This is a genomic window from Halalkalibacter alkaliphilus, assembly GCF_023555415.1.
Lineage (GTDB): Bacteria > Bacillota > Bacilli > Bacillales > Bacillaceae_D > Halalkalibacter > Halalkalibacter alkaliphilus.
In genome coordinates, this window is record NZ_JAKRYL010000032.1 from 17,297 (window position 1) to 39,770 (window position 22,474).

28 protein-coding genes, 2 pseudogenes and 2 riboswitches are annotated in these 22,474 nt (G+C 33.7%); of the genes and pseudogenes, 6 read left to right on the plus strand and 24 right to left on the minus strand.

Annotation, left to right across the window (positions count from 1 at the left end; genetic code table 11):
• Positions 1-461 precede the first annotated feature (461 nt).
• Positions 462-641 (plus strand): hypothetical protein, encoded by a 180-nt coding sequence (locus MF646_RS20820; protein ID WP_250098428.1) that lies wholly within the window; start codon positions 462-464, stop codon positions 639-641.
• A 64-nt stretch (positions 642-705) separates the two neighbouring features.
• The gene (locus MF646_RS20825; RefSeq protein ID WP_250098429.1) at positions 706-1,209 is read left to right on the plus strand and encodes a DUF2383 domain-containing protein; all 504 of its coding nucleotides are present in this window, start codon (positions 706-708) and stop codon (positions 1,207-1,209) included.
• 203 nt (positions 1,210-1,412) lie between these two features.
• On the opposite strand, the gene MF646_RS20830 is transcribed toward MF646_RS20825, so the two are convergent.
• The 3 genes and pseudogenes from MF646_RS20830 to MF646_RS20835 all read right to left on the minus strand — a co-directional run.
• Positions 1,413-1,616, minus strand: a complete 204-nt coding sequence (locus tag MF646_RS20830; protein WP_250098430.1) for a hypothetical protein — start codon at positions 1,614-1,616, stop codon at positions 1,413-1,415.
• A gap of 70 nt (positions 1,617-1,686) precedes the next feature.
• Positions 1,687-1,898, minus strand: a pseudogene (locus MF646_RS23550) (hypothetical protein).
• Positions 1,899-2,938: 1,040 nt separating this feature from the next.
• Positions 2,939-3,151: pseudogene (locus MF646_RS20835) on the minus strand (IS5/IS1182 family transposase); the annotation flags it as partial.
• 67 nt (positions 3,152-3,218) lie between these two features.
• Between MF646_RS20835 and MF646_RS20840 the strand changes: the two are divergent.
• The gene (locus MF646_RS20840; protein WP_250098431.1) at positions 3,219-4,322 is read left to right on the plus strand and encodes a sensor domain-containing protein; all 1,104 of its coding nucleotides are present in this window, start codon (positions 3,219-3,221) and stop codon (positions 4,320-4,322) included.
• A gap of 933 nt (positions 4,323-5,255) precedes the next feature.
• Here the strand turns inward: MF646_RS20840 and MF646_RS20845 are convergent.
• The 7 genes from MF646_RS20845 to MF646_RS20875 form a co-directional block, all read right to left on the minus strand.
• Positions 5,256-5,573 (minus strand): hypothetical protein, encoded by a 318-nt coding sequence (locus tag MF646_RS20845; RefSeq protein ID WP_250098432.1) that lies wholly within the window; start codon positions 5,571-5,573, stop codon positions 5,256-5,258.
• Between the two features lie 48 nt (positions 5,574-5,621).
• Complete coding sequence (locus MF646_RS20850; protein WP_250098433.1) at positions 5,622-5,855, minus strand: DUF3953 domain-containing protein; 234 nt, start codon at positions 5,853-5,855, stop codon at positions 5,622-5,624.
• 96 nt (positions 5,856-5,951) lie between these two features.
• Positions 5,952-6,083, minus strand: coding sequence for a hypothetical protein (locus tag MF646_RS23335; protein WP_275980395.1), 132 nt, complete (start codon positions 6,081-6,083; stop codon positions 5,952-5,954).
• Between the two features lie 520 nt (positions 6,084-6,603).
• Positions 6,604-6,987, minus strand: coding sequence for a VOC family protein (locus MF646_RS20855; RefSeq protein ID WP_250098434.1), 384 nt, complete (start codon positions 6,985-6,987; stop codon positions 6,604-6,606).
• A gap of 203 nt (positions 6,988-7,190) precedes the next feature.
• Positions 7,191-7,628, minus strand: a complete 438-nt coding sequence (locus tag MF646_RS20860; RefSeq protein ID WP_250098435.1) for a GNAT family N-acetyltransferase — start codon at positions 7,626-7,628, stop codon at positions 7,191-7,193.
• Positions 7,629-8,543: 915 nt separating this feature from the next.
• Positions 8,544-9,029, minus strand: a complete 486-nt coding sequence (locus MF646_RS20865; RefSeq protein ID WP_250098436.1) for a GNAT family N-acetyltransferase — start codon at positions 9,027-9,029, stop codon at positions 8,544-8,546.
• A 585-nt stretch (positions 9,030-9,614) separates the two neighbouring features.
• A complete protein-coding gene (locus tag MF646_RS20875; RefSeq protein ID WP_250098437.1) occupies positions 9,615-10,031 on the minus strand; it encodes a YhfM domain-containing protein in 417 nt (138 codons plus the stop codon).
• Between the two features lie 197 nt (positions 10,032-10,228).
• On the opposite strand from MF646_RS20875, the gene MF646_RS20880 reads away from it, so the two are divergent.
• Entirely contained in the window at positions 10,229-10,681 is a 453-nt protein-coding gene (locus MF646_RS20880) for a staygreen family protein (RefSeq protein WP_250098438.1), read from the plus strand.
• Positions 10,682-10,950: 269 nt separating this feature from the next.
• Here the strand turns inward: MF646_RS20880 and MF646_RS20885 are convergent, their stop codons facing one another.
• Complete coding sequence (locus MF646_RS20885; protein ID WP_250098439.1) at positions 10,951-11,967, minus strand: SDR family oxidoreductase; 1,017 nt, start codon at positions 11,965-11,967, stop codon at positions 10,951-10,953.
• 359 nt (positions 11,968-12,326) lie between these two features.
• A riboswitch (cyclic di-AMP (ydaO/yuaA leader) is annotated at positions 12,327-12,469 on the plus strand.
• Between the two features lie 56 nt (positions 12,470-12,525).
• A riboswitch (cyclic di-AMP (ydaO/yuaA leader) is annotated at positions 12,526-12,671 on the plus strand.
• Positions 12,672-12,735: 64 nt separating this feature from the next.
• Between MF646_RS20885 and MF646_RS20890 the strand changes: the two genes are divergently transcribed.
• Complete coding sequence (locus tag MF646_RS20890) at positions 12,736-13,401, plus strand: potassium channel family protein (protein WP_250098440.1); 666 nt, start codon at positions 12,736-12,738, stop codon at positions 13,399-13,401.
• 2 nt (positions 13,402-13,403) lie between these two features.
• Positions 13,404-14,744 carry a TrkH family potassium uptake protein gene (locus MF646_RS20895; protein ID WP_250098441.1) on the plus strand — a complete coding sequence of 447 codons (1,341 nt, stop codon included), beginning with the start codon at positions 13,404-13,406 and terminating at the stop codon, positions 14,742-14,744.
• A gap of 639 nt (positions 14,745-15,383) precedes the next feature.
• Here the strand turns inward: MF646_RS20895 and MF646_RS20900 are convergent.
• The 13 genes from MF646_RS20900 to MF646_RS23555 all read right to left on the minus strand — a co-directional run bounded on the left by MF646_RS20900 (position 15,384) and on the right by MF646_RS23555 (position 22,199).
• Entirely contained in the window at positions 15,384-15,563 is a 180-nt protein-coding gene (locus MF646_RS20900) for a hypothetical protein (protein ID WP_250098442.1), read from the minus strand.
• Between the two features lie 176 nt (positions 15,564-15,739).
• On the minus strand, positions 15,740-16,039 hold the full coding sequence (locus MF646_RS20905) for a TIGR04104 family putative zinc finger protein (protein ID WP_250098443.1): 300 nt from the start codon (positions 16,037-16,039) through the stop codon (positions 15,740-15,742).
• A gap of 95 nt (positions 16,040-16,134) precedes the next feature.
• Entirely contained in the window at positions 16,135-16,320 is a 186-nt protein-coding gene (locus MF646_RS20910) for a hypothetical protein (RefSeq protein ID WP_250098444.1), read from the minus strand.
• Positions 16,321-16,346: 26 nt separating this feature from the next.
• The gene (locus tag MF646_RS20915; protein ID WP_338035523.1) at positions 16,347-16,628 is read right to left on the minus strand and encodes a GNAT family N-acetyltransferase; all 282 of its coding nucleotides are present in this window, start codon (positions 16,626-16,628) and stop codon (positions 16,347-16,349) included.
• 15 nt (positions 16,629-16,643) lie between these two features.
• Complete coding sequence (locus MF646_RS20920) at positions 16,644-16,787, minus strand: GNAT family protein (protein ID WP_250098446.1); 144 nt, start codon at positions 16,785-16,787, stop codon at positions 16,644-16,646.
• Positions 16,788-16,855: 68 nt separating this feature from the next.
• On the minus strand, positions 16,856-17,329 hold the full coding sequence (locus MF646_RS20925; protein ID WP_250098447.1) for a pyridoxamine 5'-phosphate oxidase family protein: 474 nt from the start codon (positions 17,327-17,329) through the stop codon (positions 16,856-16,858).
• Positions 17,330-17,464: 135 nt separating this feature from the next.
• Complete coding sequence (locus MF646_RS20930; protein WP_250098448.1) at positions 17,465-18,253, minus strand: class I SAM-dependent methyltransferase; 789 nt, start codon at positions 18,251-18,253, stop codon at positions 17,465-17,467.
• 638 nt (positions 18,254-18,891) lie between these two features.
• Positions 18,892-19,341, minus strand: a complete 450-nt coding sequence (locus tag MF646_RS20935; protein ID WP_250098449.1) for an SRPBCC family protein — start codon at positions 19,339-19,341, stop codon at positions 18,892-18,894.
• A gap of 211 nt (positions 19,342-19,552) precedes the next feature.
• Positions 19,553-19,978 carry a hypothetical protein gene (locus tag MF646_RS20940; protein WP_250098450.1) on the minus strand — a complete coding sequence of 142 codons (426 nt, stop codon included), beginning with the start codon at positions 19,976-19,978 and terminating at the stop codon, positions 19,553-19,555.
• A 136-nt stretch (positions 19,979-20,114) separates the two neighbouring features.
• Positions 20,115-20,477: a DUF4181 domain-containing protein gene (locus MF646_RS20945; RefSeq protein WP_250098453.1), complete on the minus strand. Its 363-nt coding sequence runs from the start codon at positions 20,475-20,477 to the stop codon at positions 20,115-20,117.
• A 142-nt stretch (positions 20,478-20,619) separates the two neighbouring features.
• Positions 20,620-21,156, minus strand: a complete 537-nt coding sequence (locus tag MF646_RS20950; protein WP_250098451.1) for a hypothetical protein — start codon at positions 21,154-21,156, stop codon at positions 20,620-20,622.
• Positions 21,157-21,474: 318 nt separating this feature from the next.
• Complete coding sequence (locus MF646_RS20955; protein WP_250098452.1) at positions 21,475-21,792, minus strand: hypothetical protein; 318 nt, start codon at positions 21,790-21,792, stop codon at positions 21,475-21,477.
• Positions 21,793-21,995: 203 nt separating this feature from the next.
• The gene (locus MF646_RS23555) at positions 21,996-22,199 is read right to left on the minus strand and encodes a DUF1648 domain-containing protein (RefSeq protein WP_420842557.1); all 204 of its coding nucleotides are present in this window, start codon (positions 22,197-22,199) and stop codon (positions 21,996-21,998) included.
• Between the last annotated feature and the right edge of the window lie 275 nt (positions 22,200-22,474).

Here is a 22,474-nt window from a genome sequence, read left to right on the forward strand (position 1 = left end):
GTAATAAAGAAAAACGAGAAAGGAACGGCATTTTGAACATAACATCAATATCATTCACTGATCCTCCAGTCTTTCATTAATTTCCCGCCATTTATGAAAACTTAGGTCTCCACCAGGTTTCTTCCTATATAGAACAATCATTTGAATTTGGTTACAGATTAGGGAAAACCGAAAGCACAGGACATGCTACCATTCGGTATTATCCACAACTAGAGGATTTCCTTATTTCCATCCCGAAAAAAATATCTGGAATTGGCACAGTAAGACTTGAGCAGCTAAAGAGTCTGTTACTGGAACAAACGAAACCTAACTTCATCGAAAAGCTGAAGTCGGAACCTCCAAAACAAAAAGTATTCCACACCTATTTCCGTCGTACTCAGAAAGAAACGGATTGATCAAGTATATAAATGTTCATTTAGAAAATGCTAGTAAGAAAAGGTTTTTAGGAAGGAGAATTTAGAATGACTCAATCAAATGAACAAAACCAAATTCAACAAATGGCCGATTGGATTAAAACAAATGCTGTTCATATTACGGAAGGATCCGTCAATAAGACGATGATACGACATCGTCTAAGAATGGAATTTGACGTTCAAGATGAAGAAGTGGTCGATGAGGTGTATGATTTAATCACTGAATGAAAAAAAGACAACCTCTTACGTTGTGTTCAAGTAATGTCAGTATCTTTTTAGTGTGGGCGGACTTTTGTATAAATACATTTCTTTCACTAAAACCATAAACGCAATGATTATAATATTGAAAGAACTGATTCCAACGGAAAAACAGAATGTTGTAAAAATCTTAAACCAGTTACTACAAGGTCAATATATGGGAATACATTCTTATGAAGAATTCATTAAAAATCTTGATGACTCTTCCCCACTTTGTAATAGATTCGTTACTATCCAAAAAGATTTAAAACACCATGCTGACTTGCTTTCAGAACGAATTCAAGAGCTCCACGGAACACCAGAAACAAGTGAAGGAGTTATTGGTAAGATCGAACTTTTCATTAGCCAAATATTTGATCAATCAAAGACTGAAAAGGAAATTCTAAAACATGCAATTAAGGGAGAAAATCTCTACGGAATAAAAATGACTGAAAAATTAGTTCGTGATAAGCTTGATGAGAAAAGTTTGAACCTTGTTCAAACTGTTTTAGATAAGCAAAGAGAGCATGTCGATTATTTAAAATCTGAATTGCACTAATACATGAATGATAATTGAGAAAACCATCTCTCTAAAAGCTAGGTATGCCTAGCTTTTTTTGCACAGTACGTTTACTACGCAGTAAATAATGAAGGTTTTTCTAATTCCACATTCCTGCTTCGTTAGTCAAAAAGCGTTCTTGCTGTTGTTATAGAAACGCACCCGTTACTTTAAGTGTATTATTTCACAATACTTCAATTCTTTTAGCTCTTTTTTCTGCTTCTAATAATTTTATAAATTTGATATATACTTCCAATCCCAATCATAATTCCGAGTGTTAAATATAAAGTTTCTCTGCCCAATTCACTATCTCCTATAATTACTGATGCTGTAACACCTATCGCAAATAAAAGAATAATTATATGAAAACCAATTTCAACTTTCTTGTTTCTCGTTAAACTACTCATCATATCAACCCAAAGATACTTTTCTTTACAAATAAGCACCAGTTTGTTAAGTACCAATTGAAACCAACAGTTATCCAAAGTAAGTATGAAACGACCAAACAATAAGAATGATACTAGCTATTCCCCATGCTTCTGTACTCATTATCCACCAAACTATGGACTTAGTTTTTATGGAACCTTCTTCGCCTTCCATATTTGCATTATAAAAGCGAGCTTACTTTCCATACTTTTTTTCATAGAAACGAGAACAACAAATCCAATTATGATGAAACTAATAGTTATCTAGATTAATGAGTCCACCTTTTGTAACTCCTCTTTTTGTGAATAGCTTTCCTTCAATTTTTTTACAAATCTTCTCCGTTAGTCGAACATGCCAAACAATGCCTTGTTCATACATCGCACCTATTTTAAATTAAGCTATATAAAACGATTAGTACCTATGATTCAAAATTCTTTTTCTCGTAGGTACGATTAAAGTATTCAATTCTCTTCGCAATCCATATCAAAACCATTGCACTTATTCCGTTCCAAAAGCCCTTAAAAAATAAACCTATTCCACCACCAATAATAATTGTATGCCATTAATTCTTTAGGTATCATATTTACTCCTCCCCCCAAGTTCCTCAAGAAGACTGTTATCTAACAAGTAATATTCATATTGGTTTGTATAAGTACTTTCTCCCCTGCTTTTTTGTCTGTTTTGGTCTTCATCGGATTATGAATACTCTTTCCTCTACTTTTCTAGGCTGTTTAGCATCAGCTTTATGAAGACCTTTTCCCATGCTTTTCTGGACTGGTTTGGCCTTCATAAGCTTTATGAAGGGTATAAGCTTATTCAACTCTTTACTTCGTTAGCACAAGAAGCGATAGGCTATTCCGCCGCGACAACTCCTTCTTTCGTTCAAGCACTCTGTTATTTATTATTCGCTAGTAATGACATCCAAACCTTCACCAATAAGCTTAGCTGCTTCATATAGCATTCCGTCATCATATGAATGTTCATCCAGATTAGCAAAAAAGAGGTATCAGTAGTGAAAATCTAAATTTACTTATTGATAAATGTAAGGCAAGTGGGATTAATTAGTTCAATTGTCCTTTAAATGGAAGAAAAACCTACTATTCCCGGATTGAATTAACACATTTCCACGAAAATAATCCTAATATGTAGTGAAATAGTTTTATAATATGTAGTAAAATAGTTATATAAAGTGAATCAATTTCATAAATCCTTTTTATAGAAAACATAGAAGTACAAAATATCTAATATTGAAAAATTCACAAAATCAGGCGCTTTGTTTTACTTCTATGGCCATACTTGATAATCAATCACAGGCTAGTTTTGCTGCATTAAAATTAAGATAACTAAATCAAAATGTACTTTTGCACGTTTTCCAGTAAGAAACCTTTTTGATGTAATGAATCTTGTGATAATGGCAGCCTATACATTCTTTTGGGCGTGTATATTTTAAGGTTTCATGCTTTGGATCAAAACTATCATACCTTTACGAATATTCACGAACGCAGGTTGGAGAGAAAAAATTTATCGAAACCAATGAATTGAGATCATTGGATGACTTGGTTTAATGAAAGCAGGTGAAACTAGTGAAATTATACGATCAACAAAATCCAATCATTATTTTACTTTTAATAGGTTTGGCATTAACATCTCTTCACTCTTTAACTGAAGCCTCTTTGGCATATTTTCTGTTCTTCGGTATCCTTTTATATTTGGTTCTTTTTTGTTGGATTGGGAAACTATATGATAGATTAAATGATTATCGTACGAAATTGATTGAAAAAGAAGGAGAATTAGAGGGGATCTTTAGTCATTCTAATGCTTGTATTAGTTCGGTGGATTTAAAACTAGGGAAATTTAAATTGTCGTTAGGTACTGAAAAGCTATATGGTTATATAGAAAAAGATTTCAATCAATACCCGTTATTATGGAAAGAGATGATTCATCCATTTGATCTTCCAAAAGTTGAAGAAATCGAGAAAATGATATATGCAGAAAAAAAGCGTGAAACTTTTATTAGTGAACACCGAATCATTCGAGGTGATGGTGAGATTATTTGGGTAGCTGCCCATTTTACTCCTATATTTACAGTTGAAAATGAAGTGAAAAAAGTAAATATTTTCTCCTATGATATTACGGATCGTAAAAAGGCAGAAGAAAAAATTCAACACATGGCCTTCCATGATAATCTAACAAACTTGCCCAATCGCCCATTGTTTAGTAAATTCGTAGAAAAATCATTATCATATTCTAAACGAAATAATACTCAATTCGCACTTATGTATATAGATATTGATCATTTTAAACAAGTAAATGATACATTTGGACATAATGCGGGCGACCGTTTATTAATAGAAATAGCTAAACGGTTAAATGAAAGCGTTCGCACAAATGATGTGGTCTGCCGTCATGGTGGGGATGAATTTATGATTTTATTAGATGATGTTAAACAAGAAGATATCGAAGCTGTAGCTAAACGAATTATTAAGAAATTATCATATCCTATCAATATATTAAATGAGAATGAAGTTTTCATTTCTCCAAGTATCGGTATAAGTCTATACCCCTTTGATGGCGAAAATGAACATACTTTAATAAAGAAAGCAGATGCCGCCATGTATCTTGTCAAAAAAAATGGAAAAAACAACTATCAATTTGGAAGTACAGGGCCGGTTCGCACGCTTCCCTAGTGATTACAGCCACAAGAACATACCATCTCTATCATGGTTTACCAGCACTTTCCACGGAATTTACCACTTGATGTCAACATGTTTAGCAATAGAAGAACGTCAACGATTTTAAGTAAAAAAGCCTAATCCTCCTTATCTTTAACGAGGAATTAGGCTTTTGTCTTCCGCAATCACGCCAGTTGTGGGATATCAATTTGTATTAAATAGTATCGTTGAACTACGTAATAAATAGGTTGTTGTTATAGGAATGGCATTCTCAGGAAGCATAGAATCATCGTTTTCTATAATATGACCTTTGTTTAATGCTAACACTGCATCCCCTGACTAAATAGTAGAACTTCTAGTACCATCTTCTTTGGTAGGAAAGGTTTTATCTGTGACAAAATTAGTAGGTTCATCCTTAATGCATCCAGTTAATATTGCGATAAACAAAAAAATTATAATTTTAAGATACTTCCAATTCAATTTACCATCACCTTTTAAGACAAGCTAATCCTTCTTAAACTCTTGGGCAGTTATATATAGTATCAGTCCTAAAAAGATTGATAGAAAGCACCTTTTATCTATGTTTACATGTAATCACAGATAAGCGTTTAAGGACTTGACTTGGAGCCTCTATGGGTACGATTTGTCTTGAAAGGGCGAAGCTAAAGTTCCATCAGGCAAACGAGCCTATCATACCCACCTCTCCAAGTAAGTCCTATCGTTGTTTACGTTGAAAACTATAATTATTTACTCAATATAATAAGTAAACAAAGTTAGAAAACAAGCTGATCTTATATCGTTATTTACGTTAAATACGGTCAAAAACCACACTACATATAAGCTACCTTTAGTTTAACATTAATTTCCTTTTTATAGACATAGGAAAAAGCATTCCTTGTTGAAGGAATGCGTCCGTTTGTTGAATAGGAAACCCTAAGAATATTTTATTTAGAATGGATTCTCCCCTTTGAAAAAAGGAACTAAAATTATATATATAGAACCGACAAATAAGAGCCAAAAAATCTTTGATTTGAGAAATCGGTTATAAAATATAACATCCTTAAATATATAAAATCCCATAATTGCTGTATAAACTACAAAGAGAAAATAGGAAATCCCAAACCAATTCACCCAAACATTCCCCATAAATTCAATTCCGTATTTTCCATAGAAATTCCCTGCTATATTTACTGTTAAATATAAACCTATTGCCAATAAGAAAAATAATTCAATTGACCTGCCCACATCTTTTATAAATTGTTGCACAAAAAACACCACCTATACAGTTCCCCTGCTCCTCAACTACTGCACCCATTAGTACAAACTTTGATACCAAACAATAAAAATAAATACTGAAACAGTACTATTTAGATAACCCCAAAAGGATTTCTTCTCTCTCTGTATTTCAGCTAAACCCATCATTAAAATCGTGCCGCCCATGAAAAACATCATATAGTTCGTGTATTTGTCAGTTGAATTTAGCAACCCATATCCTGCAACAAAAATAGTTAGTACGGCAAAAACACTTCCTATTATCTTAAAAAACATTATTCCACCCACTTCCCAGTTCAACCTTTACTCTCCGTTTCTGGAATAGCGACAGCTTCTTTCCTTATCGTACTCCGTTAGTCTAATATCAATATCTTAATTTCCTTTTATTTTATCTTCTAAATCTTGTATTCTCTTTTCTAGTTTCTCAACTTTCCCCATTGAAAATAAAGCTAAAGATAACGAACCTGCTGCAATTGAAAAAGCTAAGATTTCTAAAACTCCCAAATCGACCCCTCCTATTTTCATTAAACTCCTTTAGTTTAACATTAATTTCCTTTTTATTGACATAAAAAAGCATCCCTTGTTGAAGGAATGCTATCCATTAGTTAAGAAAAACAATTTATAATGTTTTATTCTTTATTAATTTGTTAACTTTCCTATAATCAGAAATGCCTATGGCAATAGCAGATAAGAAACTAGGCATAATAAACGCCGTTTCAAAAAAAGCAATATAAATAATGAAATAAACTACACCTAATACAATTAGCACCAAATCCGTTTTCAAAAAACTAAATCTAAATAATTTTCACCTTGCTTTGATAGTATAAACCCTGATACAAATATTGAAATACATAGGTTAATAAAATAAGCTATGGAGAATAGAGATGCTCCCAAATATGCTGTATAAATTATATCCCCATCTCCTGCTAGCAGAGATTTTAATTTTTGAAAAAACATCTCACCAAACTAAAAAACATAACAATAAAGTCATTCAGAACTAAGTTGCATCTATTTTGGCATAAAGTTACTTCTGCGCTATCTGAATAAGGTTGCCGCATGTATCGTCGAAAACAGCTATTGTGACTTCGCCCATTTCTGTCGGCTCCATAGTAAATTTCACACCTTTTTCCATTAATCGTTTATACTCTTTGTGAATATCTGCAACGCCAAACATTGTTGCTGGAATGCCATCGGCAAATATCTTCTTTTGATACTCTTTAGCGGCTGGATGGGCATTCGGTTCGAGCAAAAGCTCAGTACCGCCTTGTTCATCTGGAGAAACAAGCGTTATCCACCTAAATTCTCCGGCGGGAACGTCCTGCTTTTTAACAAATCCCAGCGTTTTTGAATAAAACTCCAGTGCCTTGTCTTGGTCTTCTACGAATATACTAGTAACAATGATTTTCATTCTGTTTTGCCTCCTTTGATATTTTCCATGTATGGTGCAACGATAACAATCTAGCTGCAATCAACACACCACACACATCCTTCATAAGTCCTATTCCTGAATATATCATAACATTTCAAAAGAGGAAGCCATTAATAATTACCGCAACATTAAGTCTTCCATGATCCTCCCCATTAGCAGTTATTATTTACTCCTAATTTTATTCACAACATTTTTCTAAATGAATAGCACCATTTATCATAATCAAATTTATCTTCGTAAAAACGGTGAGCATTGTTTCTCTGGATCCCAGATTCTAATGCAACATATTCAGCACCAATTCCCTTTGCCCAATCATGTATATAACTTAGTAATTTATCTCCATATCCCTTTGATCTGTATGCTGTATCTGTTACCAAGTCATATATAAAAACGTGACGTTTATTATAAAAGTTAACTCTCCAACTCAATCCAGCTAAGGATACCATTCGATTATCTTTATATAGAGCAAATAAAGAATATCCATCTTTCCTCATTTCTTCAAGTAACTCCAGATATGTCTTTTGAGTCAAATCGGTGCGCAACTGATTCATAATCGAAAAGGATTCTAACCATTGTTCTTTGTCTGTTAGTTCTTTTATTTCCACTTTTGAGTTATTCACATTAACACTCCCTCATAGTTTTTAATAATGTTTTCAACTTTGAATTTAATAATTCCTTCTCAGATCTTCTGCTTCGTTAGCACAACAAGAAGTGCGCTGACCTTGTTAAATCAACGCATCCGATAGCGGAACAGTAAAAAGCATAATCTATATGAATTCAGATAATATAGTAATAACTAACCTGCTATTCCTTTGGCTAATAATAATAGTTGAATAAACATAAACAGGAATAACCTGATCTAAGACTGTTCCTGTTGTTTAAATGCTCTCCGTTTGTTGAAGAAAAAATTATTTCATTTATGATATTCACTCAACCAACAATCTTGATATTTTCGCTGTTATCTCCAACAAGAATAATTTATATTGGTTTGTATGAAGTACTTTTTCCTATGCCATTTAGTCAGTTTAAGTCTACATCGGCTTTATGAAGACTTTTCCTCATGCTTTTCCAGGCTGTTTAGGTCTTCATCATCTTTATGAAAACCTTTTTCCATGCTTTTCTATACTGGTTTGGCCTTCATCAGCTTTATGAAGGGTATTAGCTTATTTAACAATTTGCTCCTTTAGGTTAAGATTAGTTTCCTTTTTACTGGCATAAGAAAAGCGTCCCTTATTTCAGAAACGCTCCCTTTAGCTTAATAAGATTTTTCCATTTTCACTATCTATACTCCAACAATTATGTTTAAAACCGCTAATATAACTGACAAACCTGACACAACAAATAAAATTCTATAAAACTTCTGTCTTTCAATATTTTCATTATCAAGCTGTAAATTACTTATAGACAGAAACAGTGTTAGGCATAGTAGGAACGGGAAAATAGACTCTCTACCAGTAAAACCTGCCCAGATGACAAAGCTCGTCGATAATATTGTTAAGACCAACAATAATACCTTTAAATAAGATTTCACTTTTTTATGTTGCAGAGTATTTTCCATGTAGTAACTCCCATTTCTCTTCGATAAGCTCTTTATTGGAAAGTATTTGAGTTTGAGTTTTCTTTAACTCAAAACCAAACCTCTCGTAAATTCGCCTTGCTGCTTTTAGTTCGCTATTAGTCCAGAGAATAATACTCTTAAATCCATTTTCTTTGCTAAAGTTAATAGCTGTTTCGACTAACTTCTGTCCATATCCAGTACCTCGAACATTCGGTTCAACTAGAAATAAACCCAATTGTGCAGTATTGTCATTAACCTTTTTAAGACTTACGGAACCACTTTGTTTCCCACCAATCTCTAAAATGAAAATGTTTTCGGAAGAGTCTGCCCGTTCAATAAACCCTCTAACACTTTCTTCTATAAATTCTCGAAAAGTTAAATCGTATCCAAATTCTTTATTGTATAAATCATAGTGAGAATTTACTATGTAATCTTGATCTTCTAATCTATATGTACGTATCATTTTATCCCCCTTTTTCATGTTTCTCTTCTTCAATGCTGCTTCGTTACTTTAAGTACAACCCTTCGCAATCTCTAATTATTTTAACATAAATATCCAATTAAACTACCAAAGCGTTGTCCCATTAAATGGCCCTATTCATTAAGGAAGAGCGCACGATTGTGGAAGATCGTTATGCAGCTTAATTCTTTTTATTTATTCAAGCACATACTTATAGAACTTTTTATCAACCTGTAATAATGGAAATTTCTTAGGCAAATCATCAAGACCTATACTTATAAACCCATTTTTTCATAAAATCTATGAGCGGCTATAAATATTGGTTTGTATAAAGTACTTTTTACTATGCTTTTTAGTCTGTTTAGGTCGTCATCGGCGTTATGAAGACTTTTCCTCACGCTTTTCCAGGCTGTTTAGGTCTTCATAAGTATTATGAAGACCTTTTCACATGCTTTTCTGGACTGATTTGGCCTTCATAAGCTTTATGATGGGTATTAGCTAATTTAACACTTAGCACCTTTAGGTTAACATTAGTTTCCTTTTTATGTTAGTTCAATATTTAATAATACACCCTTTTGTTGAACAGTTTTATTGAAGTTTTAAAATATCTCTTAATATCTTTGTATCTTCAGTAGAGACATAAAATCCATTTTTTTCGTGTCCGACATACATAAAAATACTCTCTTGTCCTTCACTTCCAAGAATAAGATGCAAAAGATGTGTACTACCGTCTTCATAGCTAACTAATAAATCATAGTAAGGTTTTTCATCAGATACAATTATATCGTGTTTCTGACCAGTCGCTCTTTTTAAAACCTCTTCAAAATCATTTATTACTTTCTCTTCACTGATACTCATAAAAAAATCATCATTTATAGCTCCATAACCCCCAGATTTAGAAATAGAGATTCCCGAAATATTATCTAAAACTGTCATTTCCTCGTGGACAGATTGGCAGGCACTTAGGACTAAAGCTAAAATTAACAGTAAACATATTTTCTTCATATATTAACTCCCATATATTTCTAAATTTATACAATAACCATAATCTCCTACTTAAATAAGCCCCCTTAATTTCAACATCCTTAATTACTTAATAACCTCTATGCACATATACCCAGTCTTGTGATTGTACTGAAGCATAGACTATATAGAAAAATATATACCTTGCTTGTACCATAAAGGAGGCAACTTGATTATCCATGTTTGACCCACAAAAATTAACGACTAATCTAATCCCACCTGCTACTTTTGTGCAACCTATTCAAGGACGTAAATACACCTTAACTCACTCAGATATAACAGGTGAACTATTTTTAGATATAGGTACTAATTATAATTACAAAGCGATCGATTGGGATATGCGTGATGAAGTTCTAGCAGAATGGCAAATAGATCAGTTAAATAGAGTAAGTATCGTAGGAAAAGCTCACGTTGATGAAGGACAATTTACGAAAGAACAGTCCAAATTTCGCTATAACATCTTTCGAAAAGAAATGAGTACAGCTTTAAAAGGAATGTTTTACGGTGACAAAAAATTTTTAACAAATTACCCGACACTGCTAAACGCGCCAATTTACATTATGTACACATCCATTTATCCAGAATTCAATCACACAATTTACTATGGTACACCTAGAGATTATTTAAATTAATTAATCAAAGTAGTTTGAGTTACAGTTTTACTACATTGAGACCTCCTCTAGTAAGGAAAATGAATGTATTTGATTTAATTAGTTCTATAAACATAACACATATTTCCCACCCTTCTTCAACTATTTTATTACTTTAAACAAGAATAGAGCTACTGTCACCAGCAACCCTTTTCCACTCTTGCAGCCAGAAGCCATTTTCTTTTTACAAAAATAAAATATTAGTAAACATTTTTTCATGTCCATTTTGAAAGAACATCTTTTTTAAGAATCTATTCATTGATAGTCTTTAATGCCGAATTTAATACGTCAACAACCCTGTCACACCAATTGTCAAATTCCTCATCTGGTATTTGTAGTTCAGGATGAGCTAATATGTATTCGACCGTTTGCCTAATCCCTTGGTCAATTCGGGTCGTAGCAACAAAATCGGGAACAAGTCTTTTTAGTTTAGAATTATCGAAAACGACAGTATTCGCCTTATCCCCTAATAATCCACCCCTGTAATCCTCCTTACTGCATGCGTCCAAAAATTCTGATGACACATGGATTGCATTAAGTTTTACTCCGAGTGCGTCTGCGATTGTTTCGTAAATTTGATTCCAGGTAAGACTTTCATCTGAAGTGATATGAACAGATTCACCGATTGCATGAATATTGCCCATCAAGCCAATAAAGCCTTTAGCAAAATCACTATTGTGTGTCATCGTCCACAAGGATGTACCATCACCATGAATGATAACGGGTTTATTCTCCAACATTCGTTTTGCTACCTGCCATGTGCCCTTGCTTCCATGTACTCCAAGTGGAATCGAAAGTTCATCATAGGTGTGACTTGGTCTTACAATCGTAATCGGAAAGTCTTCCTCTCGATAGAGCTTCAGCAAATACTCTTCACAGGCAATCTTATTTCTCGAATATTGCCAATATGGATTTGATAATGGCGTTCCTTCTGTAATTCGATAGTCGGACAAAGGAGTTTGGTATGCAGAAGCAGAGCTAATAAAAATAAATTGTTTCGTTTTCCCCTTAAATAAGCGATAATCTCTTTCAAGCTGTGCCGTTTCAAACGCGATGAAATCAGCAACGACATCAAACTCTAAATCTTCAATCAGTTTGGAGACATGTTCTTCATCATTTATATCAGCTTGAAGTAAGTTTGCCCCTTCTGGCAAGCGGTCCTTTCGATTCCCCCTATTCAGAAGGTAGAGCTCACATCCCTTTTCTACTAGCTGCTTCGTAATAGCAGAACTAATCGTTCCCGTCCCTCCAATAAATAACGCTTTCATTTTTCCACCTCCGCAAATCTTAAGACAATTAATTGTAATTATTCGTTACCAAGTAAATATTAAATACTACTAGCAAAATTCCTTTTTTTTCATGCTCATTATTATTATTTTATTTTTTCACCTAAGCCCTTGCTATTAGAGGTAAACTATGCTCTTCTTTCACTAAGCTCCTGTTACTTCAACTAGAGAAAGACGATAATTTTTATTAAGCTACCCTGCCAGGCGAAGAGTGGCGTAGACATTCATAAAATCAAGAATAATATGGAAGCCAGAAAAATTAAGGATTTGAAATTTCCACAAAATGTATTGACAATCTAATTAAACAGGAGTAAATTCTCTATTAGTAAATTTAATAATTTACCTTTTAGTCGCTTAATCTTTTCGAGCGGGGGAACCAACTTTGATGGAATTCCATCTTGGGGTGAATCTTACTTAGTAAGAGGGGATACTCTCTGTCCCTAATCCGACAGCTAACCTCGTCAGCGTTATTTTGAGAGGAGGGTCGTTATAGGCCATTCTTTGTGATGGTCTTTTCTTTTTGTAAATTTTCATATGTAGTACCTTTAGTCGCTTAATCTTTTTGAGCGGGGGAACCAACTTTGATGGGTATTTTTCCATCTTGGGGTGAATCTTACTTAGTAAGAGGGGATACTCTCAGTCCCTAATCCGACAGCTAACCTCGTCAGCGTTTTATTTGGAGAGAAGGGTCTGTTTTGGACCATTCTTTGTGATGGTCTATTTTATTTTGCAAAAAAGAGGTGGAGAAAAATGGCAGATAAGAAGAAACAATTTGCCGTTATTGGCTTAGGCCGATTCGGAGGAAGTGTTTGTAAAGAGCTATATAGAATGGGTCATCAGGTATTAGCAATTGATATTAGAGAACAAAAGGTAACTGAGTTTGCCCAACACTCTACCCACTCTGTTATTGCGGACTCGACTGATGAGAAGGCATTGCAATCTCTAGGAATTCGGAACTTTGAGTACGTGATCGTCGCAATCGGGGACAATATTCAATCAAGTATATTGACTACGCTTGTCCTCAAAGAAATGGAAGTTGAGAACGTATGGGTTAAAGCGCAAAATGCCTATCATCATAAGGTACTAGAAAAGATAGGTGCCGATCGAATTATTCACCCTGAACATGATATGGGTATCAGGATTGCCCAACATTTAACCTCAGAAAAGATTGTTGATTATATTGAGTTATCTGATGAATATAGCATTGTTGAATTATTAGCAACAAACAAAGTGCATAACCGATCGATTATTGATTTAGATGTTCGTGCTAGGTTTGGTTGTACAATCTTGGCCGTAAAGCACGGAGAAGAGATTAATGTATCTCCTCTGCCAGATGATATGATTTATGTAAATGATGTCCTTATCGTAATTGGACATAAAAGAGATTTAAAACGGTTTGAGGAAGAAGGTATGTGACCATGTCCTTTCCTAAAAAAGGTATTTTACATAAGCGAATTCACTTATCCCCTCCTCAAACGTTGGCTCTTAGCTTTTTTCTTGCTATTGTGATTGGGACACTTTTATTAAAACTTCCTTTTGCAACAACAGAGCCAATTGCCTGGATCGATGCATTATTTACAGCAACATCGGCCACAACCGTTACAGGTCTTGTAGTTGTAGACACGGGAACAGCTTTTACGGTATTTGGACAAGTGGTGATTATGATACTAATTCAAATAGGCGGATTAGGATTAATGACGTTTGCAGTATTAATTGTCGTCGTATTAGGGAAAAAAATTGGGTTAAAAGAACGAATGTTAGTACAGGAAGCTTTAAATCAAACTTCCATTGGTGGCGTCATACGTCTCGTAAAAATTTTATTTATTTTCGCTGTTTTAATGGAATTGATTGCTGTTATATTACTCTCCATTCGTTGGGTTCCAGAGTACGGTTGGGCATTTGGCATCTATACAAGTATTTTTCATGCAATTTCTGCATTTAATAACGCTGGATTTTCGCTTTGGTCTGATAGCTTAATGGGATACGTTGGAGACCCTGCTGTAAACATTATTATTACATTACTATTTATTACAGGCGGGATTGGTTTTACTGTTTTGTCTGACTTATGGCATACAAAAGAGTTTCATCGACTATCCTTACATTCGAAATTAATGTTAGTTGGCACATTAGTCATTAATGTTGTTGCTATGCTGTTGCTTTTCACACTAGAATACACCAACCCAGCTACTTTAGGTACCCTAGATCTCATGGATAAGCTTTGGGCTTCTTACTTCCAAGCAGTTACACCTAGAACGGCTGGATTTAATTCAATAGATATTGGCAGCATGACTTCTGGATCAATTGTCTTTTTATTACTGCTAATGTTCATCGGCGCAGGAAGTGCTTCCACAGGCAGTGGAATCAAATTGACAACATTTATTGTCATTGTCCTGGCTGTTATCACATTCTTAAGAGGAAAAAATGATACTGTAGCGTTTGAACGCACAATTAGACTTCAAATGATCATCCGCTCATTAGCAATTGTTGTGATTAGTTTGTTTGCTATATTCTTTACCATTCTAGCTTTGTCTGTTACAGAAAATGCTCCATTTATTATGATTGTTTTTGAAGCTTTTTCTGCATTTGGTACAGTTGGATTATCGATGGGGTTAACAGGAGAACTATCTCCTTTAGGAAAACAAATTATTATTATTTTAATGTTTATTGGACGAATCGGGCCATTAACATTGGCTTTCTCATTAGCGAGAGCTCAAAAATCAAGCATCCGTTACCCAGATGGAGAGGTATTTACAGGGTAGTGTTTTAAGCTAAACTTTTAAATTAAAATAAAGCCTCTTACACACATTACTAGTCAATATATAAAATGTCACACATTATAAAGGGTAAAAGTAAAAGGATGGGAGAGCAGTGAGAATATCTGCTTTACCTATCCTTTTTTGCACTACAAATGACCTCATTTACCACGCCAACAGAGTTGGGTGTTGTTGAACTAACGCAGATTACTTGAAGATGCTATTATCTCCAACAAGAATAATTCATATTGGTTTGTATGAAGTACTTTTTCCTATGCTTTTTTTGTCTGTTTGGGTCTTCATCGGCCTTATGAAGATTTTTCCTCATGCTTTTCAGGCTGTTTAGGTCTTCATCAGCTTTATGAAGACTTTTTCCCATGCTTTTTTGGACTGGTTTGGCCTTCATCAGCTTTATGAAGGGTATTAGCTTATTTACACTTTGCTCCTTTAGGGTAACCACTAAAACATTTATAATATTGGCTTCTATAACTAGACTGCTTTCCACTAACGCTCCCGTTTGTTGAAGATGTTAAGTGACAACAAATTGGATCTAACTTATTTTTTTATATAAATATAGATGAGAACATTATAAATATATACCAAGGTAGTAAGGAAATAAGTGGGACAAGATAAGCTTTAGAGTGCTTAAGGTATATACGCTTCAAAACCATATACAATTGTAATAATTATAAAGACAGAAAACCATCCATTATAATAGTCTGCCCACCAATTTAACATAATGAAAAAATAAGCAATCACGAATATTGCAATGATCCAATTACCATATACGTATACCTCATAACCCTTATTGGTTTCTGAAATCACATCGCCTCCATTTGAAACTTTTTCTTTACAACCTTCTCAAATAGGAATCCTATTCCTAAAACTGCAAGTAATAATGTTACACTGAACATTAGGCACTCCCCCCCTCCTTACAAACTTTTCAACTCTTCTGCTTCAATAGTTAAAGAAGCGACAGCTTTGTTTCGCTATCGCTCCCATTAATCAAAAAGTGCTTCATCACTACCAGTAAATTCATAAGTGAATGGACCAATAAGCATTCCTATAAATATAATAAATATTCCATATAAAATAGCTATTGGTATAGTCATATTGAATAAATAAAAACCTGAAAACATTAAAATAACTACAAAAGGAGATGACCAAGCATTTCTTAATCTCCTTTTAGCTGTTACATAATTTTGCTTACCACATTTTGAGCATTGTTTTGATTTAAGAAAAAAGAATAATTCACGATATTTAAATAGATTGTTACAATTCCAACAATGCGGCAATCTCAAAGCTTTCACCTCCAAAAATTCTTACTAAACTTAACACTTAATCAAAAACGTCGTTACTGATGTTCAAGTAACACTCCCGTGATTTTAATAAGCCATCAAATCATTACACTAACTAATGAGTATATTATGAGAGTAAAAGTAACTGTAACCCAAGCCGTATTACTTCCTGTATCTTCATCACCATTTTTTATTTTTTTAGCTAAATTTACACTACTTAAAACAAAGGCTATACAAAGAAAAGGCATAAAATATAGCGCTATCCATTGCATTATCCCAATCAATTATATTCCCCCATCCCCAAGATATTTCACCATAAGGTAAAGGATTGGCGTTCAACAGCACAGCCGTTGAACGCAGTCTGTTCATCCAATAATTCTTCTTTTTTTACAAAACCATTTCTCAAATAAAAATTAACTGCTTCATCGTTTTTCTTGTAAACTTTCAATTGTATATTTTTCCTTTTTTCTTTTATAAAGTTTATTAATTCTTTTCCATATCCTTTACCTTGATACTTACTATCAATAAATAATGCAGCCAAATAGTTATCTACCATTGAGATGAAGCCCGCGACTTCTTTTTCATTGTATATAACATAGTTTTCAGACTATGGAAAATATTTGTCTTTCATCTCATTTCGCTGAGATTTCCAATAGTCCTTATTAATAAATTCATGTGCTATTAATGAACCTTCATACCATATATCTAGCATTTTATCAATTTCTACTTTTTTACTTACTCTGATTCCCATGTTTTCAGCCTTCCTTCCTATTAAGAAAAGTTTAACAATGCCCTTTAAGCATCCGTTACAATAAGGGACTATTCTTTTAAGCTATCGTACTTTTTGTCACTTTCAGGAAGAACATACGATTGGTCACGAACTACTACTGTTTCAGGTGAAAAGCATATTAAAACATTACTATCATCTAAACCTTTAAAACGTGGGTCCCATTTTTCGATTTCTGGTCCCAAATATCGAAAAAGTAACTGATTAGCTATTATCTTATTAAAAGGCTTGACAATTGCTGTCCCTCTAAATCCTGCATGTAAAAACAGGCCAGTATGCTGGTTGAAATCAACTATTCCAATAGCACATTTTGGATTTTTCCTTATTCTATCAGGAAATGTATCTGCAGCAGTACCTATTATCCAAATTTTTTCATCTTGCCAATAAAACCAAACGGGGGAATCTCTTGGTGAATCTTCTGCCGCCGTCGATAAAAGAGCTACTAATGGTATAGAAAGAAAACTATCTAAATCAAAGCTTCTACCTGTATCCCTAATAATTCTCATCATGCACCTCCTGAGTATCGAATTAGCTTTTAATCATATCCTTACTTCTTCAACGGTGATTTTGAAATAAACTCTTGACAGCTCCAGTTCTTTCGTAAAGCACTCCGTTGAAGAAATCTATTGAGGTAGAGCTGCTTAGAGGCGACTTAATACTGTAATATAGCAACCATGTAGGATATTATGTTTGATGCCCTTAAACTCTTTATTTAAGTGGCTATAAATTTTATCGAGTATCTTATTTCTCTCATTTTCATCAAAACCAGATAGCCACGATAGTGAACCTACTCTTCCGCACCATTCTTCATTTGTAAAAGTTACGTTGTAGGTAAACTTATAAGTTTCTTGTAAGTCAAATTGATGTTCTTGCCATTCTTTAAACCACTCTACTGGAAATCCGTTAATCACCTGCTTTGAATTAGCCTTTGAACCTGCAGATTTCAACTTCCCGTTTGGCATATGTCCTTTAATAATTTCAAGCGTATCGACTATAACTTTATTTTTAGAAAGAAACCCTGAATCCATAACAATCAACGAGCCATTGTCCTTCAAAATCCTTTTAATTTCAGTAAGAGTTTTATCACTATCAAACCAATGCCAAGCTCTTAACACAGTAATATAATCATATGTATCTTCCAACAAGGTTGTAGATTCCGAAAAGGCATGAACATACTTAATCATATATCCTTCATTTTTATCAATTTCTTTAGCTTCTTGAATTAACTCATTAGATGGTTCTACACCAACAACAACTGCTCCTTCCCTGTATAATGCTCTACTTAGTACACCAGTTCCAGAACCTAAATCTGCCACATTTTTATTGTTAAAATTAATGCCTCTAAGTTTTAAACTTTCCAATAGCTCGATAGGTAAATCGTTTCTAAATCTGGCGTAATTTTTTGCGACATTGCCGAAATTAACCTTCATTTTCATCCCTCCAAATAAAAATACTAGTTACTTCAACTCTACCATAATATGGATAATCTTATTAAGCTAAACACCTGCTCGTTGCTTAAATAACCGTCGTTTTGATTTTAATATTAATTTCCTTAAGTGGCGCGCAAACAGATAATGCGTCCCTGTTTTATGCAAGAAAAGCACCCTTTAATACCAATTTAAAGTCTGATTTGCAATCTATTAGTTGTTGAATTAACTTCGTAAGCACAAGAAGCGATCGCTCTTATTGAACAATCGCTCCCGTTACTTGAAGATGCTATTATCTCCAACAAGAATAATTCATATTGGTTTGTATGAAGTACTTCTTCCTATGGCTTTTTTGTCTGTTTGGGTCTTCAGCGGCTTATGAAAATTTTCCCTCATGCTTTTCCAGACTGTTTAGGTCTTCATCAGCTTTATGAAGACCTTTTCCCATGCTTTTATGGATTGGTTTGACTTTCATAAGCTTTATGAAGGGTATTAGCTTATTCAACAAATTGCTCCTTTAGGTTAACATTAGTTTCTCCTTTATTTACATAGAAAAAGAATCCCTTGATAAATGAATGCACCAGCTACTTGAGTAACTATAGTTTCATTTATCATATACACCCTAATATCCTTTCACTTTTTCATTTCTCCAAATAATTCTTCAACCCATCCAAATCCTTGGCACAAATTTTTTTGAATGTGCCTGTCATCAGTTTACTAACTAGTTTTGCTATTCCAGTCAGCCCTTTAATTTCACCGTGTAAAGTAACCTCTGTTGAATTTCCCAATTCTTTAATTGAATATGTATAAAAATGTTCCCCTTTACCACTTGTCCCTTTTGAACCGTCTACAAAAAGTTGAATTTTATCAGGCTCAAGACCAGTTACTTCAAATAGTTCCATTGCTTCTTGCCCCATCATTTTCCTTGTTTCTTTCCATCTACTGCCAACTTTCATAGGGCCTTCATCCAATCGCTCCATTCGAACCAATCCTTGCATCCAATGCTTTGCTGAATCCAAATCCAACAAGCCTTGGTATACCTTTTCTCTCGGAACATTAAAGGTTTTTTTTACGTCAAACTGAATACTCATACCATTTCCTCCCTTGAATTTTTACTCTTTAATAAATCAGGCGAGTGTAATATTTTATATAATAGCTTAATCTTGCTTGTTGATTTCATATTTAACTAATCATAACCCCTACACTAATAACCAATATTTCTTGTAACCCTATTTTAAGTTCAACAGAAAACACCTTACTTCCTGCTTTTGGAAGTAAGGCTTCCGTTAGTTGAACAATATCTTACATCTCTTCAAATGTTAATTCTTCAGTCATTTCATTTCCATCTTCTAACCAATGAATGTGCGTAATCCATTTAAAACCAACTTCGTAGCCTCCTAAAAGCCCTGTATCTGCTAACTGTACCTGATATGGGTTTTCTTCAGTAGGCAAATATTCACTATTTGAGACAATGGACGGACCATCACCTTTCCACTCAATAGTATGTTCATAGGTGATTTCTTGTTCAATCTCCTGTTCCTCTCCTGTATAAATGAACTTCATATGGATATCTATATTATCTTCAGGAGGAGGATATTGTGTTGCTTCCATTTCCGCGTCCCAATTTTCGGATGTTGCGAAGAAATAAAATTTTTCTTCCTTAGCTTCACTTCCACATGCTGCAAGAAAGACTGTTAACAGTAAAAATCCCAATATTTTTTTAAACATAAGACCCCTCTTTCAAAATCCAATTACCTAACATATGTCTTGTCTTTAACGTTTTTCTTCTTTAACTTTCTGCTCGTTAACACAATAAACAATAGGAGCCGCCACATCGACAACAAAATGGAGCTAACTTATTTTTTTATATTAATATAGATAAGACCATTATAAATATATACCAAGGTAGTAAGGAAATAAGTGGCACAAGATACGCTTTAGAGTGCTTAAGGTATATACGTCTCATTATTGCTTCAAAACCATATAAAATTGTAATAATTATAAAGACAGACAACCACCCATTATAATAGTCTGACCACCAATTTAATATTATGAAAGCATAAGCAATCATGAGTAGTCCAATGGTCCATTTTCCATATACATATATCTCATAACCCTTATTGGTTTCTGAAATTACATCGTCCTCCATCTGAAACTTTTTCTCTACAACTTTCTCAAATAGGAATCCAATTCCTAAAACTGCAAGTAATAATGTAAAATTGAACATAGGCACTCCCCCCCCTCCGTACATTTTTTTCAACTCTACTGCACCGTTAGCACAAGAAGTGACTACTCGTATTATTAAGTAATCACTCTCCGTTACTTCAAAAAACACATAAATAAATTAAACTTTGTTTATCTCTATATTCTTATTCAACAAGTGATTCAATAGTCTTTAAGTGATTAGCATTAGTAATAATTCTATATTCATCAAGATACTTATCATCAATTTCAATATACTTAGTAGTTGTTTTTGAAAAGTTCTCTCTTATCTCTTTATTAGCCGTAATCCCTATTGTATACCTCCTACTAAGAAAACGGACATCCTCATCCTTTTTAAGTTTTATTTCTTCAAAATCTTTCAATATATCATTAATGAGTGAATCATCATCAATAGTTGTACGTGCCACTGTTTCAGGTCTATCTCCAGATAAATCATTAACCGCTATTGATATACTTCTAACCTCGTTTTCTTCATTTAAGTGTTCTGAAAATAACTCCTTGAACGTTGTATATTTCGTTTGGTCGATAACAAAAATGGTTCCGAGAATTAAAGTGACCATCACGCCAAGTAAAACGAATTTATTTTTTATGAAGTATCTTAACATAACTGTTACGCCAATTATCAAAATTCCTATAAGAAGGAAATGAAATAATTGCCATGAAACATCAAAGAAAATGTTCATTTCAAAATCCTCTCCTCTCACAATGGAAGTTACTAATGTTTACGTAACCTGCTTCAATAGTTGAGGAAGCGACAGCCCTGTTCTGATATCGCTTCCATTTGCTGAAGAAGAAAATAACTTATTCCATTTGCTGTTGTACTTCGATTTGTTCTACTAAGGATTTTACTTTATCCATAAAAGAAGTTTTATCATTACTTCTTTGAATATTCATACCTAAACTTACATCACGAAGAAACTCTCGTAACTCAATGAAATGTTTAATATTTTGTTCAGAAACATCTGCAAAACTATATTGTTTATCATAGGGATACTGTGCTTTTAATTGATGATAAAATTATTAAGGAGTTGCTTATCTTTACTGGAAACTGAATATAAGTTTTCGCCCGTTTGCATACCTAACCAAAGACCAGTCATTACTTCCCCGACTTTTACAGTTACCAAGTTAGGTTCTGACCAATCATTTTCAATTTGATGTGCAATTAAACCTTCTAATTCGACTAAATTATCTTGTACCTCTGTAATAAATATCTGTTCAGAAGCAAAATTTATCTTTATATATCCCCACGCCAATACAATAACTAATAAGATGTTTAGAGCAATCGAAATTCTAAATAATATCTTTTGCTTTTTATTCACTACATCCTCTCCACATATACTACTTAGGTAAAACCTTAACAATTTTTTTGTTCTATTTTAAGGTGTAATTTAAATTCCTTCTTCAACTCTTCTGCTCGTTAGCACAAGAAACGACTGCCCTTATTGAACACTCGCACCCCTTAGCTTAATTACTCTTTATTGTGCCTACCTCTTTTATCGCATTTGTTACATTTAATGAGTTTTCATTTGGAGCCATGTCGGGTTACCTCACCAGTGATGCCAAAATGGGCAGGAACCTGACCTGGCAATTCACTCAACATCACAAAAAGAAAAACTACACTCCCCACAAATAATAAGATACTTACTATGGATAGAAATCGTTCGAACACTGATTTCTTCAACCTTTCAACTGTAACTTTGGGTCGATCTGTATTAAAAATACGCACTTAGAATGCCTCCATGATTTCTTTTTTATAGATTACTTAATCCTAATAATTTGTTTTTAAATTTAACAGTTCCATAGTTAGTTACACTTCCAATTGTTACAAATACTTATTATAAAAACAATACATAGAATAAACACTCTCTAATCGTAACTTATATTATTTTTACACATTAATAATTATTTCGAACGTTTATTCGGAACGAGGAACCTGTCCCCGTGCCCCCGGAACAGAGCTCTTCAGCGCCTTGAGCATTCTGTTTATACATATAAAAAAAA

Bases quoted from the DNA above. Each gene is read 5' to 3' on its own strand.
- MF646_RS20920 (WP_250098446.1), bottom strand. From the start codon at position 16,787: ATGGGAATCAGAGTAAGTAAAAAAGTAGAAATTGATAAAATGCTAGAT.
- MF646_RS20880 (WP_250098438.1), top strand. From the start codon at position 10,229: ATGTTTGACCCACAAAAATTAACGACTAATCTAATCCCACCTGCTACT.
- MF646_RS20830 (WP_250098430.1), bottom strand. From the start codon at position 1,616: ATGAGTAGTTTAACGAGAAACAAGAAAGTTGAAATTGGTTTTCATATA.
- MF646_RS20820 (WP_250098428.1), top strand. From the start codon at position 462: ATGACTCAATCAAATGAACAAAACCAAATTCAACAAATGGCCGATTGG.
- MF646_RS20875 (WP_250098437.1), bottom strand. From the start codon at position 10,031: ATGAAGAAAATATGTTTACTGTTAATTTTAGCTTTAGTCCTAAGTGCC.
- MF646_RS20855 (WP_250098434.1), bottom strand. From the start codon at position 6,987: ATGAAAATCATTGTTACTAGTATATTCGTAGAAGACCAAGACAAGGCA.
- MF646_RS20940 (WP_250098450.1), bottom strand. From the start codon at position 19,978: ATGTTTAAAAAAATATTGGGATTTTTACTGTTAACAGTCTTTCTTGCA.
- MF646_RS20950 (WP_250098451.1), bottom strand. From the start codon at position 21,156: ATGAACATTTTCTTTGATGTTTCATGGCAATTATTTCATTTCCTTCTT.
- MF646_RS20925 (WP_250098447.1), bottom strand. From the start codon at position 17,329: ATGAGAATTATTAGGGATACAGGTAGAAGCTTTGATTTAGATAGTTTT.
- MF646_RS20850 (WP_250098433.1), bottom strand. From the start codon at position 5,855: ATGTTTTTTAAGATAATAGGAAGTGTTTTTGCCGTACTAACTATTTTT.
- MF646_RS20945 (WP_250098453.1), bottom strand. From the start codon at position 20,477: ATGTTCAATTTTACATTATTACTTGCAGTTTTAGGAATTGGATTCCTA.
- MF646_RS20890 (WP_250098440.1), top strand. From the start codon at position 12,736: ATGGCAGATAAGAAGAAACAATTTGCCGTTATTGGCTTAGGCCGATTC.
- MF646_RS20935 (WP_250098449.1), bottom strand. From the start codon at position 19,341: ATGAGTATTCAGTTTGACGTAAAAAAAACCTTTAATGTTCCGAGAGAA.
- MF646_RS20930 (WP_250098448.1), bottom strand. From the start codon at position 18,253: ATGAAGGTTAATTTCGGCAATGTCGCAAAAAATTACGCCAGATTTAGA.
- MF646_RS20865 (WP_250098436.1), bottom strand. From the start codon at position 9,029: ATGATACGTACATATAGATTAGAAGATCAAGATTACATAGTAAATTCT.
- MF646_RS20885 (WP_250098439.1), bottom strand. From the start codon at position 11,967: ATGAAAGCGTTATTTATTGGAGGGACGGGAACGATTAGTTCTGCTATT.
- MF646_RS20895 (WP_250098441.1), top strand. From the start codon at position 13,404: ATGTCCTTTCCTAAAAAAGGTATTTTACATAAGCGAATTCACTTATCC.